The sequence below is a fragment of the Arthrobacter nitrophenolicus genome (assembly GCF_000332815.1).
Lineage (GTDB): Bacteria > Actinomycetota > Actinomycetes > Actinomycetales > Micrococcaceae > Arthrobacter > Arthrobacter nitrophenolicus.
In genome coordinates this window covers 91563-105087 of record NZ_AOFD01000008.1, presented here as the reverse complement: position 1 = coordinate 105087, position 13525 = coordinate 91563, and the positions used below count along the sequence as shown (strand labels likewise).

The following is a 13525-nucleotide window of genomic DNA, read 5'->3' as shown; positions in this document are numbered from 1 at the left end:
GCGCTTCTCCCCGGCCTGCTGGCCCGTCCGCGGAGTCCCCTCCCCCGCCAGCCGGCACGCGGACAGGCCCGCGGCGGCGGCCCACGCCTGCGGGGACCCGGCGTGGTGGTACTGCACCGGAACCGGAAAGTCCTGCCTGGAGAAGCCGCCAAACAGCTCCGGCAGTGTGTTGCCGAAGTAGGCTGCGGCGTCGCGGAGGCCGCGCGCCACGGTGGCGGCCTGGTCGCGCAGGCCGTAGGACGCCATGCCCTCGGCGGCCAGCATGGTGTCATGCGGCCAGACGGAGCCGTTGTGGTAGGACAGCGGGTGGTAATTGTGCTGCCCTTCGGCAAGGGTCCGGATGCCCCAGCCGGTAAAGAAGTCGGGCCGCAGGAGCCGAAGCGCCACTGCGCGGGCGTCCTCCGGATACAGGATCCCGGCCCACAGCAGGTGCCCGGCGTTGGACGCCAGCGCATCCACCTGCCGGCCTTCGCCGTCCACCGCCAGTGCCGGGAAGTCATGCTCCGGCATCCAGAAGTCCACCCGGAAACGGACCTTTAGCTTGTCCGCGAGGCTCCGGAGCTGCCCTGCCCAGGCGGGGTCGCCCCAGACCTCGGCCGCGAGGCGGGAGCATTCCCGCAGGCCGCGCCAGGCGTACCCCTGCACCTCGGCCAGGGCGATTGCACCCACAGGTTCGCGGCCGTCCGCCCCGGCCACGGCGTCGTGCGAGTCCTTCCAGCCCTGGTGCAGGAGCCCGCCGGGATCGGGGGTGTAGCGGAGGAACCCGGTGTCCCGCAGGCCGCCGTCACCCAGCATCCACTCCACCGCCGCGCGCGCCGGCTGTTCCATGTCCCGGAGAAGCTGCGGATCGTCCACCCGGCCCAGCGCCATCAGGAACAGCGGGGTGGAATCCACCGTCCCGTAGTAGCGGCCATACGGTACGGCGCCCAGCTGCGCCAGCTCGCTGACCCGCAGCTCGTGCACCATTTTGCCGGGCTGCTCCACTGGCGGGGTCATGGACGGTCCCCTGCGTGGCGGCCAGGGCGCGGAGGACGTCCGGAAGCAGGTCAGGGCGGTCCTGCCGCGCCAGCAGCGAGGCCAGGACCGAGTCCCGGCCAAAGAACGTGAGGAACCAGGGCAGGCCGGCGGCCGGGATGGTCAGGTCCGGCCGCAGCGGGCAGGGCATCAGCAGCGAATCCAGGTCCCGGAGGCTTTGGCGCCTGAGCGCGCTGTCCTCCTTGGGCTGCGCGGACTTCCCCTGCGGGACGTGCTTTCCGGACGAACCGGGGCGTGGCACGCGGGGCTCCGGCGCTGCCGGCTTCGGCCGCAGCGGCGCGGTGGCGAGGGCGGTGATGGTCAGCGCCTGTTCCCCGCCGGCTTCCAGGGGAAGGTCCCAGGTCAAGGTTGCAGCCACGAAACGCCCGGCCACCGGCTCACGGCGGACCGACGGTGCAATGCTGGCCGTGACCCTGACCCCTGCCTCAAAGGTGCGGCCCGCGAGGGTGTGCGTGTAGTCGAAAGTCAGGGAACCGTCGTCGATCACGGTGAGGCTGCTGGCAGCCGCGGAAAGGTCGAAGGTCCTGCCGTCCGTGCGGACCGTGAACTGGTCCGCGAAGTCGGTGCCGGCGCCCAGGACCAGGTGTGCGGTGACGGGCTCCCGGCCGAGGTTCCGGATGGCCAGGGTCTCGGTGAGGCCGCCCGCGTCCAGCTCCTGGGTCCGGACGACGAAGAGGTCATGCGTCTGGTTCCGCCGGCCCGCGGGGCTCATGGCGATGCGCCGACGGCCCGGTTCCGAGACGCTGCCGACCTCCCAGAAGGCAGACCGGTCGATCTCCAGGATCCAGCGTGAGAGCAGCCGGGTGTCCGCCACGTAGAGGCCCTCGGTGCCGAGGGCGGCGGCCTGCGCGCGCCCGATGCTGCCATCAGGGGCGCCGCGCATCATGGCGCCGTGCGCCACCAGGACGGAGACGGCGGACGGAGGTGCGGTGGCGGTCACAGGGCGCTCCTTTGATAGGTGGTTTCCAGTGCCAGCGCCGCGGTCCAGCTGAAGCTCCGGGTGCCGTGCGCCGCACCCGTCCAGGGGTCGACGTATTCGGGAAAGTCGTGCTCCGCCGCGAGCTTGCCGATGTTGCCGCGCAGGAAGTCCGCCTGGCCGGTCCGTCCCAGCCGGTCCAGGGCCTCGGCCACCAGCCAGGTCATGTTGAACCACGCCGGTCCGCGCCAGTACAGCGCCGGATTGTGGTCCTCCGCGGTGGCGTCGTAGCTGGGCACCATCAGGCGCCGCCGCCCAGGAAGCGCGGTCCGTTCAGGGTGGCAATTAGTTCGTCGGCATGGGCCTGGCCGGGAAGCAGCAGCGGCATCAGCCCGTTGACGGTGGCCTTCCGCACCACGGCTCCGGTGATGGCGTCCCGCGCGGAGTAGCAGCCGAGCTCCGGAACATACAGCTGCTCCAGCGCCTCCGCCGTCCGCTGCGCGCGCTCGCGGTGGACTCCTGCGGGCAGCCCCAGTTCCGCGGCAATATCCGCGAGCGCCAGCTCTGACACCGCCAGGAGGGTGTTGAAGAGCGGGTCCTCCATCAGGAAGGGGTAGTCCCGGTCCTCGTCGTCGCAGCTGTGGTCCCGGTAGCGTTCAGCCATCCAGAAGTATTTGCCGTACTCCTTCTGGCTGGGGCGCTCTCCGGCGTCGGCGTGCTGCAGGTCCGGCCGGTTCAGTGGTGTGCGGCAGTCATCGGGGATTCGTGCCATCACGTCGTCCCACAGTGGGGAGTTGTCCGTGCCCGACTCCCACGGGTGGACGATGCAGGCCAGCCCGGATCCGCGGCGGTCCCGGCGGCCGGTGAGGTAGCCGTGCCAGCGCACCAGCTTGGGGTAGCTCCGTTCGAGGAAGGACCGGCGGCGTGATTCGGCGGGGTCCGCCTGGTGGATCTTCCAGACCGCCCAGGCGTGGTTGGGCGGCTGGACCAGGCCCGCCGTCTCGGCGTGCCTGGGTGCGCCGGGGATGCTGGTGGACTGCCAGAAGGACGCGCCCGGCGCGTAATCCTGGTCCCGGTGCGGATCGAAGACGATCTGGGGCAGGCGGCCGTCGTCCCACTGCCCGGCAAACAACGCGTCCATTTCCTGCCCTGCGCGGCGGGGCGAGACGCGCCGCAGCCCTACCGCGATGAAGGAGGAGTCCCAGCTCCACTGGTGCGGATACAGTCCCGGCGCCGGAACCGTGTGGGTGGTGCGCCAGTTGGCTTCCAGGACGGCGGTGCCGAGGGCGGCAATCCGGCGGGGGTCCGCGCCGCGCCCGTCCGGGGCAGCCATCCGGGCATCCCGGGTGTGGCCGCCGCTCACAGGTACCGTCCCAGCAGCGAGGGAACGCGGGGAAGGACTTCGGCCGCGGGACCGGACAGCCTGGACTCCAGTGCCACCGTCCCCTGGTAGCCGATGGATTTCAGCGTGGCCCCGAACAGTGCCCAGTCGATGTGGCCCGCCCCGGGTTCCAGCCGGTTGGAGTCGCTGGCCTGGACATGGCCGATATAGTCCGCCGCTTCCTGCAGCGCCTCCGCCGGATCACTTTCCTCGATGTTCATGTGGTAGGTGTCCGGTGCCAGCTTCACCGCGTCCTGGCCGGCGAACTTCAGGAGCCGGACGCCGTCAGCGAGCCGGTTGACCATGTGGTCCTCGTAGCGGTTGAGGGGTTCCAGGTAGAGCTCCACGCCTTCCGACGCCGCGTGCCCGCCCAGGTGTGCCAGGGCCTCGACCAGCACGGCGGTGTCCTGCTCCTCGGTCCTGGGCGGCACGAACGGGGGCAGCCGCCTGGAGAACATGCCGTACGAGGCCGGGGTCATGACGCCGCGGCCGCCGATCTCGGCCATGACGCTGAGCTGGGATTTCAGCTGCACGACAGCGTCCTTCCGGAGTTCGTCGTCGAACGCGCCGATGAAGTGGGACATCTCCACGCAGGCCGTGGGCATCACGACACCCGCAGCCCGGGCGCGGCGCAGCTCCGGGAGCCTCGCCTCGAACTCGAGGTTGCCGGCTGAGCGGAGCTCGATTCCGCCGAAACCCCATTCCAGCGCGTGGTCGAACTTCTCCTCAAGGCTGGCGCCTGGAAGGTGTTGTTCCTGGACGGTGATGACGGTCATGAGAACTCCAATACAACCTGGAGCGCGGACTGGGGGTCCGTGTCCAGTAGTTCGTAGGCTTTGGCGGCGTCCGCCAGGGGAAAGGTATGGGTGACGAGGGAGGGTGCGTCCACCAGCCCCTTGGCCAGGTGGTCCACCACCGTCTGCTGCAGCCGCGGAACGGTCCAGCGGGAACGGAGCCGGTTGGGCACGGAACCGATCTGCGAGGCCAGCAGTTGGACACGGTTGTGGTGGAACTCCTCGCCGAAGCGGACGCCTGTGGCCTCGCCCTGGTAGAATCCGGCCGCGATGACGGTGCCGTCCGCGCCCACGGTGCGGGTTGCCTCGTGCAGCGCGCGGTAATTGCCGCTCAGCTCGATGGCCACGTCCACGCCGGCTCCGCTGGTGATCCGCCTGATGTCCCCGGCGAGCTCCGGTGACGGGCTGAGGGCATGGCCGGCACCCCACTGCAGCGCGTGCGCGCGCCGGTTCTCGATGCCGTCGACGGCGATCACGGCCGCCCCGTTCAGGACGGCAAAGCGGGTGGCCAGCAGCCCGATGACGCCCTGGCCGAAAATCGCCACCGTGGAACCCGGGCCAAGGTCCGCGGCGAGCACGGCGCTCAGGGCGATGGCACCCACGCGGACGAACGCGCCGGCCAGGGGGTCCATCCCATCCGGCAGGACGTGGCCGCGCAGGGTCTCCGCGGCGAGGATGCCCTCATCCCGGTGCCCCCAGATCCCCCAGACGATATCGCCCGGCTTCACGGGCGGGTCCGATTCGGCGGCATCCGACACCGGCGCTGCCGGTGGCGCAACTTCCACCACCTCGCCTACTTCGGAATACCCCCAGCCATCCAGCGGATAGTTCAGCGCTTCCCGGCCCGGCTGGAAGAGGCGCGACGCCGGATCCCACACGGAGGTGAGGTACGGATTGGTGCCGCGGTAGGCAGTGAGCTCGGTCCCGGCCGAGATGCCGGAGTAGATGGTGCTTACCCTCGCCTGGCCGGGTTCGAGGGGGATGGACGGCTGGTCAACAACAGCCACGCTGCGGGGCGCGGCGATGCGGAGAAAGCGGGACACTTTCAGTTTTGTCCTTCGGTTCGTGGAGGCTGTCATCCTGTGACCTATCTGACATTAGCATAAGCACTAGCCACTTGTGCCTAGTTGTTATACAAAAACTGCAGTATGTTTATCCCGTGCTTTCGGTCCCGCAGCACAGCCGGCCGTGCACCTGGCGGCCGAGGTTGCGGCGGACCGTCAGCTGTTACCAAACGCCGGACAGCAGGGTTTGGAGGGAGACAGGTGGACAACGGCGGCAAGCCAACGCCGGTACTGGAGATCGGCGGCACGCATGTAACGGCGGCCCTGGTGAGCAGCCTGGCAATAGGGAACAGCAGTGGGCCGTGGTCCCGGACAGCGTGGTGCGGCGCGGCCTTGACGCGAACGCTTCCGCGGACACCCTCCTGGATGGCCTGGCGGCCGCGGCACGGGACATCGGCGCTCGCCATGACGGCTGCTGGGGTGTCGCGCTGCCCGGCCCCTTCGACTATGCGAACGGGGTGGCCCTGTATGAGCATGTGGGCAAGTTCGACCAACTCCGCGGCGTGGATATCAGGGCCGGGCTGCGGTCACGGCTGCAGGACGCGATGAGGAGCGCCTGGTTCCTTAACGACGCCGACGCGTTCGGCATCGGCGAGGTGGCCCTGGGTGCTGCCGGGGACAGCCGCCGGGCCGTGTGCCTCACGCTGGGAACAGGTGTGGGTTCGGCGTTCCTTGCCGACGGTGTTCCGGTGAAGGCCGGGCCGGACGTGCCGCCGGACGGCAGCTGTTACCTGCTGCAGTACCGGGGCCGCCCGCTTGAGGAGACCGTCTCCCGCCGGGCGATCCGCCGCGCCTACGCTGCGGAGATGCCCGACGCCGGCGCCCCGGACGTGCGAGCCATAGCGGAGGCGTGCCGGGCCGGCGACGCCGTGGCCGTGGCAGTCCTTGGGCGCGCCTTTGCTGCCCTTGGCGAGGCCGTGGGCCCGTTTCTGTTGCGGTTCGGTGCGGAGGTCCTCATCGTAGGAGGCTCCATGGCCGGCTCCTGGGACATCGTGGAACCGGCGGTCCGTCAGGGGCTGGTGGCGGTACATCCGCAACTGGCTGCGCTGCCGCTCCGGAAGGCTGCGCGGTCCGAGGAAGCCGGGCTGGTGGGGGCCGCCTGGTGGGCGTGGACCCGGGAGTTCGGCCGGAGGCAGGCAGCTCGGAGGGAAGTCCGGGCCGAACCTTAGGCACAGCCCTCAGGCGGGCCGGCCGACAACCCTGGCGGGCAGGTCCGTTTCGGTGCCGCGGACGTAGGCCTTCACCGTGGCCAGCTTCTGGCCTGTCCCGGCACCGTGGGGGCGGATGGTGTAGGCACCCACGGCGGCGGGAATGATGAAGGTTTCGGCGTAGTTCACCACGAACGGCTCGAAGCGGCCATCCGGGCTCTCCACCACGGCTTCGGGGCCTTCCACCAGGTTGAGGACATTGACGGTGCCGCGGGTGTGGTGTTCCACGGTGCCGGTGAACCAGTGCCGCCGCACCTCGATGAACTCGAGTTCGTGCAGGCCTGTCCGCTCCTCGGTCCAGCCCGGGCCCGAGCCCAGCTCCTCCACCTGGTCCAGCAGTTGCTCCTTCACCCATACCGTGTCGCGGTCCCACTGGATATTCCGGCTGGCGTGGTCCACGTGGATGGGCCGGGGCCTGCCGTCCAGTCCCACCCGGTCCCAGTCCCACATTTTGAAGGTAAAGATGTAGGGCGTCGCCGAGATCTCCAGCACCATCGAGTTGGCGCCGGACGCATGCACCGTGCCGGCCGGGATGGAGAAGTGGTCGTGCTTGCGCGCCGGAAAGGCGTTGACGTAATCCTCCGCCGGGAAGTGCGTGCCGCCGTCGGACGCTTCCTTCAGCGCCCTGACCATGGCCGCCGGGTCCGTCCCGGATTTGAGCCCCAGGTACACCACCGCGTCAGGGCCGGCGTCCAGGAGGTAGTAGCTCTCGTCCTGCGTGTAATGCATGCCGAACCGGTCCTGGATGTAGTCCGTGAGCGGATGGACCTGCAGCGAGAGGTTGCCGCCGCCCATGGTGTCCAGGAAGTCGAAGCGGATGGGGAATTCAGCGCCGAACCGGGCGAAGGTCTGCGGTCCCAGCAGCGCAGCGGGCTGGGTGAACACCACGTTCAGGGATGGCAGTTCCACCACCTGTCCGCCCACGTCCAGCAGGATGCTGTTCTCCTCCGGAACGCAGTCGAAGCACCAGGCGTAGTTGTCCGCCTCCGCGTCCAGTCCGATGACCTTCTTCATCCACTGCCCGCCCCACACGCCGGGATCGAAGAACGGCACCACGCGGAACGGTGCCGCGGCGGCCGCGGCCATCCCGCGGTGGAACGTCTCCCCCGTGATCAGCGTGGCCCCGGCGATGCTGCGGTTGGTGTCCAGGACGTAGTCGACGGCGGGGAACATCTGCCGCTTGTGCCGGTCCGCCACCCGCCATTCCACGAAAAAGCTGCGCTTGTACTTGCGCAGGTTGTCCTCGTTGGTGTTGTGGCAGCGCCAGTTCGGGGCCCCGGCTCGCTGGCGCTGCTGAAGTTCCCAGCGCGCCATGTCCGCGAGGACCAGCGTGCGCTCGGGCAGCGGCACCAGGGCGGCTCCCCAGCCCACCAGGACCACGGGAACGTCCGACGCCGACACCCGGGTTGCCAGGCCGGCAAGCCTTCCGGCGTCGTAGAAGTCGGCAAGGGTGTGATGGCTCAGGACGCCAAAGACGCGGTCGTCCGTGAGGAGGTTGGCGGCGATCAGGGCGTCGATGTCCGCGATGGGCAGGGCGGCAAGGTCCTCGACATCCAGGATCCGGTGGCCGGGCAGCGCTTCCGCAATAGAGGCTTTCAGTTCATCCAGCCGGACGCCCGGGTAGGTGTCCACCACCACCGGCTTATCCGCACGGGCCGCTTCCTGCCAGGCTGCGTGTCCGGTCCAGGCCTGATGGTGCCCTGGAACGGTGACGGTGGGAAATTTGTCGTAGCTGCTGGCGGGAAAGGGGCTCATGGACTTCCGATCGGGGAAAGCGGTCTTGATAACGTTGCCGGCACGTCGGCGGCCCACCCGGGGCTGCGTAGCTGGCGGAGGGCAGGAGCCGGGATGCGGCGGATGGTTTCGTACGGTCACTCGTGGATTGACGGGGATGGCGCGTCCGCGCCGTCGTTGCGCCTGGCCGCCCGGGCAGCAGCAGGGCTGGGACTGGAGCTGGACAACCGGGGCGTCGGCGGCAGCAGCAGCACCGGAACAGCCGCGCTGGTCCGGGACGCCGCTCCCCCGCCGGCCGCCCTCTACCTGCTCATGACGGGACTGAACGATCTTCGCCTGGGCGGCGAGTCGCCGTCGTCCCTTGAAAACTATGCCGGCGCGCTGCGGACCATCCTGGCCGCCTTCCGGCGGGCGGCCCCGGGGGCGCTGGTGGTTGCCGTGGCGCAGCCTCCGCTGCTGGACTTCAGCCTCCACGCTCCCCACAACCGGGGCTCGAACGGCCTGGTGAATGTGTACAACGACCAACTGCGGCGGGTGGCGGAAAGGTTCCCCGGCGTGGTGGTTGCGGAGGCCGACGGCTGGGACGCGGGCACCATGCTGGCGGAGGACACCGTGCACGCCAACGACGCGGGCCACGAATGCCTGGCCCGCGCCGTTGTGGCGGCCGCTACTGCTGCATGGCAATGACGAGGCCCGCCCACGTCTGGGGCACGGCACCCAGGCCGCGTCCGTTGTCCGGGTTCCAGTACTCGGCCCAGCCGCTGGCAACAGCGCCGGCTTCCGTAAGCTTCGCCAGCGACGCCGCTTCATCGTCCATGCCCTGGCGCCGGAAGGCCTGCTGGAACAGGTAGTTCAGCGGCGGCCACGCCGGGCCGCGCCAGTAGGTGTCCGGGTCGTACGCGGGGTGGGACCTGGCCACATTTGCGGGACCGTAGGGTGCCCCGAACCGGGCGGGGTCTGCCAGCTGCGCGAGGGCGGCCCTGGCTTTGGCACGGTCTGCGGTGACCAGGGCTCCCATCACGCCGTCGCTGATGGGGATGCTGACGGACGGGCCGCCGCCCACCACCGCAAGGTCTGACCAAAGCTGTTCGCTGTCATCCCACAGCTGTTCGTCCATGGCCTCCGCGAGCGCCGCCGCCCGTGCTTCGAGTTCCGGGTCGCCGGTGATGGCGGCGAGCTCGCGGAGGTTGAAGGCGGTGTAGGCGTTGAAGGCCGCCGGGCAGGCGACGAAGCTCGTGGACCAGCACGCGGCGCCGTCCGCCGAGAAGGACACCTCCGCCATGCGTTCCTTGTTCCAGGCTGTCCGTGCGGACCGGCTGTAGCCGTCACTGGTCCTGCCCGGGGCGCCCCAGTCATCCCAGCGCGGGGAATGGTCGTTTCCGGCTTCCCACGGATGGACAACATAGATGAGGCCCTCGGGTGTGCGCCGGTTCTCCCACAGCCAGTCCAGCCCCGCCCGCGCCCTGGCAAGGGTGGCGGCTGACAGCTGGATGCCGGCGTCGGACATCACCCTTGCGGCGTGCCCGAACATGGGCGGCTGGGTCAGCGAGGACGTCCCGGGAAGGGGACCCAGCCAGGTGTCCGGCCCCGCTCCGCCGTAGCGCATGTGCGGCACCATCCCGCCGGCAAGCTGGCCGGCAAGGACGGCGTCCAGTTCCTGGGCGGCCGCCCTGCCGTCACCCAGCTTCGCCCAGAGGACTGCATGGAAGCAGGAGTCCCACAGCCACAGGTGCGGATAGGTTCCGGGGTTGGGCACCGAGTAGCCGTGCTCCGCGCGCCAGTGCGCCGCCAGGAGACCACGGACGGTCTCCCGGAGGCCGCTGGTACCTGCCCCTGTTGCGGACGCCATCAGCCTTTCTCCGCGCCTGCGGTGAGGCCCTCGGTGAGGAGCCGCTCCGCGGCGAAGAAGATGATGATGATGGGCAGGGTCAGGATCACCGAGCCCGCCATCAGCACGGTGGTGGGCACCTCGATGCTTCCTGCCAGCTGGGACAGGCCCAGCGAGACCGTCCAGCTGGGCCGGGTGTTGACCAGGAACAGCAGCGCGAAGAGGAACTCGTTCCACGCGATCATGAACACGAACAGGCCGTTGGAGATGATGGCGGGCATGGCCAGCGGCAGGCTGATCCGGCGCAGGACGCCGAGCCTGCTGGCGCCGTCCAGGGCGGCGGCTTCCTCCAGGCTGGTGGGGATGGTGTCGAAGTAGTTCCGCAGCATGTAGATGGTCACCGGGATCACCTGCGCCACGTAGACAATCAGCAGCGCCACCAGCTGGCCGCGCAGGCCCAGGCGGGTGAAGAAGGTGAACAGGGGGATGGCCAGCAGGATGCTGGGGAACAGGTACACGGCCAGGAACAGGGCGCTGACCTGGCGGCGGCCGAAGAAGTTCAGCCGGCTGATGGCGTAGGAGCCCGGGATGGCCACCAGCAGCGAAATCAGCACCGTGCCCAGCGCCACCAGGGCACTGTTGCCCATGAACCTCAGGAAGCCCTGGCCGCCGTCCTCCTGCGGCGTCATGATGCTCACGTAGGAGCCCCAGTCCAGTTCGGCGAGCGGAATGACCAGTGAGCCCGGGTCCCGCAGGAGCGAGTCCAGGGGCCGGATGGACAGGATGAACATGTAGTAGAACGGGAAAAGCGTCACCAGCACCAGGCCGACGATCACCACCCAGCGCAGCACGCCGAAGATCCTGGTTTCGATCACGTCCCGCGTCCAGCGGGACCCTTCAGGGGGCCGGGGCGAAGAGGCCGGGCGCCGTGTTTCGACGGGAACCGCCATCAGGAGACCTCCTCTTTCTTCGCGAAGAACTTGATGTAGACGCCCACGAACAGGCCCAGGATGAGGGCCAGGACCAGTGCCTGGGCGGATGCCGCGCCAATGTCGCCGCGGGCGGTGAGGTAGTTGAACACGGTAACGGCCACCACTTCGGTGCCGCCGCCACCGCCGGTGAGCAGGTAGATGTCATCGAAGCTGTTGAACGTCCAGATGAAGCGCAGGACGGACAGCATGGCCATGGTGGGCAGCAGCTGCGGCAGGATGATGTGGAAGAACCGCTGGATGGGCGTGGCGCCGTCCACCCGGGCCGCCTCCTCCAGGCTGTCCGGCACTGCGTTGAGCCGGGCGGTGAGGAACAGGAAGGCGAACGGGAAGGACCGCCACCACTCGAACACGATGACCGTGATCAGGGCTGTGGGGATCTGGAACTCCAGGCCCAGGAGGGAGACGTCCCTGACCCGCTCGCTGAGGAACGGAATGGCTTCCTCCCAGCCGAACAGCCGCTTCCCCCAGTAGTTGACCAGCCCGAATTGGGGATCGAGCATGGTGGTCCAGGTGAAGGTGACGGCCACGATCGGGGCGACGTACGGGATGAGCATGGAGGCCCGGATCAGCGTCCTGCCCTTGAACGGCTTGCGCAGGGCGAGGGCGGCTATCAGGCCCAGGATGATGGCCCCGGCCGTGCCCAGGATGGAGTACGCCAGGGTGGTTGCCAGCGACTGGAAGAAGCTGCTGGAGAAGACGTTGTCGAAGTTGGCCACGGTGTACGGGCCGAAGATCCCTGCCGTGCGGATGTTGAGGATCCGCACGCGCTGGAACGCCAGCACCAGGGTCCAGAGGATGGGCAACACCACCATGACCAGGACCAGCACCAGCGTTGGGGACAGCAGGGTGAGGCCGGCGCGCTGCTCCTCGCGGGCCATCGGGGAAAGCTTGCGGCGCCCCCGCAGGCCGGCGGCTGATGCCGCCGGTCCTGCCGGAGCGTCCTTTTGGGTGGAACTCACTGCAGCGAATCCTTGATGGACTTGAGGGAATCGGCCGCCTGCTTGGCTGCGGTCTCGGGATCAACGCCGCCGGAGGTGACGTCGCTGACGGCCTTGGCGATGGGCAGCTCACCCAGGGCAGCGCCCACCAGGTCGCCCTGGCCCTGCGTGATGCCCCAGCGCTTCAGCTCATCGGGACCCTGCTCCAGCACGGAGAGGACGTCCTCGGAGTAGAAGTTGCCCAGCGGTTCCTTCTTGTCCACGCCGGCGGGCATCGTCTTCCACTTGTCCGCGTATTCGGTGGGGTTGTCGGCGGTGCCGGCACGGACCGGAAGGCGTCCTTCCGGAGCGATGGAGAGCCAGTCAACGTAGCCCTCGGTCATGAAGTACTCCACGAATTTCCGGGCGGAGTCGCTGGCCGAGTCCTTGGTGACCGTCCACGAGACCACTTCGCCGAACTGGGCGGGCTGGTCGCCGTCGGGGCCCTGGATGCCGGTCACGACGCCGGTGTTCTTGGCCAGGAAGGCGGGGTCCGCGGCGCATTCGGGGCAGGTGGGGGCGGCGTCGTTGCGGAGGCCGGCCATTTCATCCAGCAGGAAAGTGGACCAGATGGCCATCGCTGCCTGCCCGGCGAAGTAGGAGCTCGGACGGTGTCCACGTCCTGGGCGCCCGGCACCGAGTAGTCCTTCAGCATGTCGCGGTAGAAGGTGAGGGCTCCCACGCATTCGGGGCTGTCGAAGGTGATGTCGCCCTGGTCGTTGACCATTTCGCAGCCGTTGCCCTGCGCGATGTGCTCGAAGGTCTGCTGCGTGAAGGCCTCGCCCGGCTTGTTGGCCGCGGCGATGCCCGCCAGCTCAGGCGTATCCAGCTTTTGTGCTGCCGCCTTGATGTCGTCGTAGGTCTTGGGCGCCGTGAGGCCGGCCTTCTCGAACAGGTCCTTGCGGTAGTACAGGAGCTGCTGCCACGAGGAGTCCGGCACTGACAGCTGCTCGTCGCCGTCGCGCGTCAGCTCAAGGGCACGCTCGGAGAAGGTGCCTTCGCCGAGGCTCTCCACGATCGCCTTGTTCGTGTCGCTGTCCACCAGGTCATTGGCGGCAAGCGTGCGGACCTGCGCCAGCGAGATGGAGCCGATGACGTCGGGAAGGTCGCCTGCTGCTGCCGACGAGGTGAGGACCTGGTTGAACTGGTCCTCGGGGACGCCCACCAGGTCAACCTGCACGCCGGTGGCCGCGGTGAATTTCTCGATAATGGCCTCGGTCTTGGCCACGCGGTCGGGCAGGGTGTCGGCGGTCCAGACGGTGATGGGTTCCCCGCCGGTTCCCCCTGTGGGCCCGGTGTCCGAACCCTCGTCCTGCGTACAGCCCGCCAGCATTGCCACGGCCAGCGCTGCTGTGGCAACGGCGGCCACCGTGGATCTGCCTCTGGTTCTCATCACTTCGATGCTCCTGTCCTAGGCGGCGCTTTTGATGCCGCGTCCTCGCGCATTCGGCGCCTGTTCCTGCCGGGACCGCCGACTTTGGCTGTCCGGCACAGCGGGTGCTGCTTACCCGCCGCGGGCTGTGAGCACAGTCACAGGCACCGAACTTGTGCCTAAAGGCTATCCAGATGTTGTCTAGCTGTCTAGCATTAGCTGCA

Annotated in this window: 14 protein-coding genes; 2 read left to right on the top strand and 12 right to left on the bottom strand. The window is 68.9% G+C overall.

Going from position 1 to position 13525, the window contains the following annotated elements:
• The 6 genes from G205_RS20565 to G205_RS04715 all read right to left on the bottom strand — a co-directional run.
• Positions 1-894, bottom strand: an 894-nt coding sequence (locus tag G205_RS20565) for an amylo-alpha-1,6-glucosidase (protein ID WP_420874306.1), incomplete at its 3' end; no start/stop codon positions are given.
• Positions 785-1975, bottom strand: a complete 1191-nt coding sequence (locus G205_RS20560; protein ID WP_052014032.1) for a glycogen debranching N-terminal domain-containing protein — start codon at positions 1973-1975, stop codon at positions 785-787. The genes G205_RS20560 and G205_RS20565, both read right to left, overlap by 110 nt.
• A complete protein-coding gene (locus tag G205_RS22050) occupies positions 1972-2253 on the bottom strand; it encodes an MGH1-like glycoside hydrolase domain-containing protein (protein WP_200859133.1) in 282 nt (93 codons plus the stop codon). The genes G205_RS20560 and G205_RS22050 overlap by 4 nt, the downstream gene beginning before the upstream one ends.
• Positions 2253-3314, bottom strand: coding sequence for an MGH1-like glycoside hydrolase domain-containing protein (locus tag G205_RS04725; protein WP_200859132.1), 1062 nt, complete (start codon positions 3312-3314; stop codon positions 2253-2255). The genes G205_RS22050 and G205_RS04725 overlap by 1 nt, the downstream gene beginning before the upstream one ends.
• Positions 3311-4108: a sugar phosphate isomerase/epimerase family protein gene (locus G205_RS04720; RefSeq protein ID WP_009356968.1), complete on the bottom strand. Its 798-nt coding sequence runs from the start codon at positions 4106-4108 to the stop codon at positions 3311-3313. The genes G205_RS04725 and G205_RS04720 overlap by 4 nt, the downstream gene beginning before the upstream one ends.
• The gene (locus G205_RS04715) at positions 4105-5169 is read right to left on the bottom strand and encodes a zinc-dependent alcohol dehydrogenase (protein WP_009356967.1); all 1065 of its coding nucleotides are present in this window, start codon (positions 5167-5169) and stop codon (positions 4105-4107) included. The genes G205_RS04720 and G205_RS04715 overlap by 4 nt, the downstream gene beginning before the upstream one ends.
• 323 nt (positions 5170-5492) lie before the next feature.
• Here G205_RS04715 and G205_RS04710 point away from each other — a divergent pair, with 323 nt between their 5' ends.
• Positions 5493-6359: an ROK family protein gene (locus G205_RS04710; protein ID WP_009356966.1), complete on the top strand. Its 867-nt coding sequence runs from the start codon at positions 5493-5495 to the stop codon at positions 6357-6359.
• Between the two features lie 9 nt (positions 6360-6368).
• On the opposite strand, the gene G205_RS04705 is transcribed toward G205_RS04710, so the two are convergent.
• Entirely contained in the window at positions 6369-8153 is a 1785-nt protein-coding gene (locus G205_RS04705) for a class I mannose-6-phosphate isomerase (RefSeq protein ID WP_052014030.1), read from the bottom strand.
• Between the two features lie 102 nt (positions 8154-8255).
• On the opposite strand from G205_RS04705, the gene G205_RS04700 reads away from it, so the two are divergent.
• Positions 8256-8819 carry an SGNH/GDSL hydrolase family protein gene (locus G205_RS04700; protein WP_160166596.1) on the top strand — a complete coding sequence of 188 codons (564 nt, stop codon included), beginning with the start codon at positions 8256-8258 and terminating at the stop codon, positions 8817-8819.
• Here G205_RS04700 and G205_RS04695 read toward each other — a convergent pair.
• Genes G205_RS04695 through G205_RS22490 form a run of 5 tightly spaced genes read right to left on the bottom strand, consistent with a single transcriptional unit; the run spans position 8800 to position 13322 of the window.
• A complete protein-coding gene (locus G205_RS04695; protein WP_009356963.1) occupies positions 8800-9981 on the bottom strand; it encodes an MGH1-like glycoside hydrolase domain-containing protein in 1182 nt (393 codons plus the stop codon). The genes G205_RS04700 and G205_RS04695 overlap by 20 nt on opposite strands.
• Entirely contained in the window at positions 9981-10910 is a 930-nt protein-coding gene (locus G205_RS04690) for a carbohydrate ABC transporter permease (protein ID WP_009356962.1), read from the bottom strand. The genes G205_RS04695 and G205_RS04690 overlap by 1 nt, the downstream gene beginning before the upstream one ends.
• Positions 10910-11911, bottom strand: a complete 1002-nt coding sequence (locus tag G205_RS04685; RefSeq protein ID WP_009356961.1) for a carbohydrate ABC transporter permease — start codon at positions 11909-11911, stop codon at positions 10910-10912. The genes G205_RS04690 and G205_RS04685 overlap by 1 nt, the downstream gene beginning before the upstream one ends.
• A complete protein-coding gene (locus G205_RS22495) occupies positions 11908-12474 on the bottom strand; it encodes a hypothetical protein (RefSeq protein ID WP_235046786.1) in 567 nt (188 codons plus the stop codon). The genes G205_RS04685 and G205_RS22495 overlap by 4 nt, the downstream gene beginning before the upstream one ends.
• Positions 12387-13322 (bottom strand): ABC transporter substrate-binding protein, encoded by a 936-nt coding sequence (locus tag G205_RS22490; protein WP_235046788.1) that lies wholly within the window; start codon positions 13320-13322, stop codon positions 12387-12389. Before G205_RS22490 ends, G205_RS22495 begins: the two co-directional genes overlap by 88 nt.
• Between the last annotated feature and the right edge of the window lie 203 nt (positions 13323-13525).

Coding starts and splice junctions, on each gene's coding strand:
- G205_RS04720 (WP_009356968.1), bottom strand. CDS start 4,108: ATGACCGTCATCACCGTCCAGGAACAACACCTTCCAGGCGCCAGCCTT.
- G205_RS04690 (WP_009356962.1), bottom strand. CDS start 10,910: ATGGCGGTTCCCGTCGAAACACGGCGCCCGGCCTCTTCGCCCCGGCCC.
- G205_RS22050 (WP_200859133.1), bottom strand. CDS start 2,253: ATGGTGCCCAGCTACGACGCCACCGCGGAGGACCACAATCCGGCGCTG.
- G205_RS04705 (WP_052014030.1), bottom strand. CDS start 8,153: ATGAGCCCCTTTCCCGCCAGCAGCTACGACAAATTTCCCACCGTCACC.
- G205_RS22490 (WP_235046788.1), bottom strand. CDS start 13,322: ATGAGAACCAGAGGCAGATCCACGGTGGCCGCCGTTGCCACAGCAGCG.
- G205_RS04695 (WP_009356963.1), bottom strand. CDS start 9,981: ATGGCGTCCGCAACAGGGGCAGGTACCAGCGGCCTCCGGGAGACCGTC.
- G205_RS22495 (WP_235046786.1), bottom strand. CDS start 12,474: ATGGCCGGCCTCCGCAACGACGCCGCCCCCACCTGCCCCGAATGCGCC.
- G205_RS04700 (WP_160166596.1), top strand. CDS start 8,256: ATGGTTTCGTACGGTCACTCGTGGATTGACGGGGATGGCGCGTCCGCG.